Here is a 547-nt window from a genome sequence, read left to right as displayed (position 1 = left end):
TGCGAGACTGCATTCCGGCCAGATCTGAAAGGCAGGCCGGTAGTTGTTCTGTCAAATAACGATGGCTGCGTGATCGCCCGTAACGCTGAAGCCAAAAGAGCTGGTGTGAAAATGGGGGATCCGTATTTCAAGCAGAAGGACTTATTCCGTCGATATGGCGTTGTTTGTTTCAGCAGCAATTACGAGCTTTATGCAGATATGTCCAGCAGAGTAATGTCCACGCTGGAGGCGATGTCTCCCCGCTGCGAAATATATTCAATTGATGAAGCCTTCTGTGACCTGACAGGTGTAAGAAACTGTCGGGTTTTGCAGGAATTTGGGCAGGAATTAAAAGATGCCGTTTATCAAAATACAGGTCTGGCGGTTGGCGTTGGTATTGCCCAGACAAAGACGCTGGCGAAACTGGCGAATCATGCAGCCAAAAAATGGCAGAGACAAACGGGTGGGGTGGTGGACTTATCTAACCAGGATCGCCAGCGCAAACTGATGGCTGCACTGCCGGTTGATGAGGTCTGGGGAGTAGGGCGCCGTATCAGCAAAAAGCTGG

1 protein-coding gene is annotated in these 547 nt (G+C 50.5%); it reads left to right on the top strand.

Annotated elements, in window-relative coordinates:
* Positions 1 to 547 (top strand): Y-family DNA polymerase (locus tag OGV69_RS00655; RefSeq protein ID WP_502873871.1); only part of this gene is annotated, 547 nt, incomplete at both ends.

This window comes from Citrobacter sp. Cc139 (assembly GCF_030334645.1).
GTDB classification, from domain to species: Bacteria; Pseudomonadota; Gammaproteobacteria; order Enterobacterales; family Enterobacteriaceae; genus Citrobacter; species Citrobacter werkmanii.
This window is presented reverse-complemented; position numbering and strand designations above follow the sequence as displayed.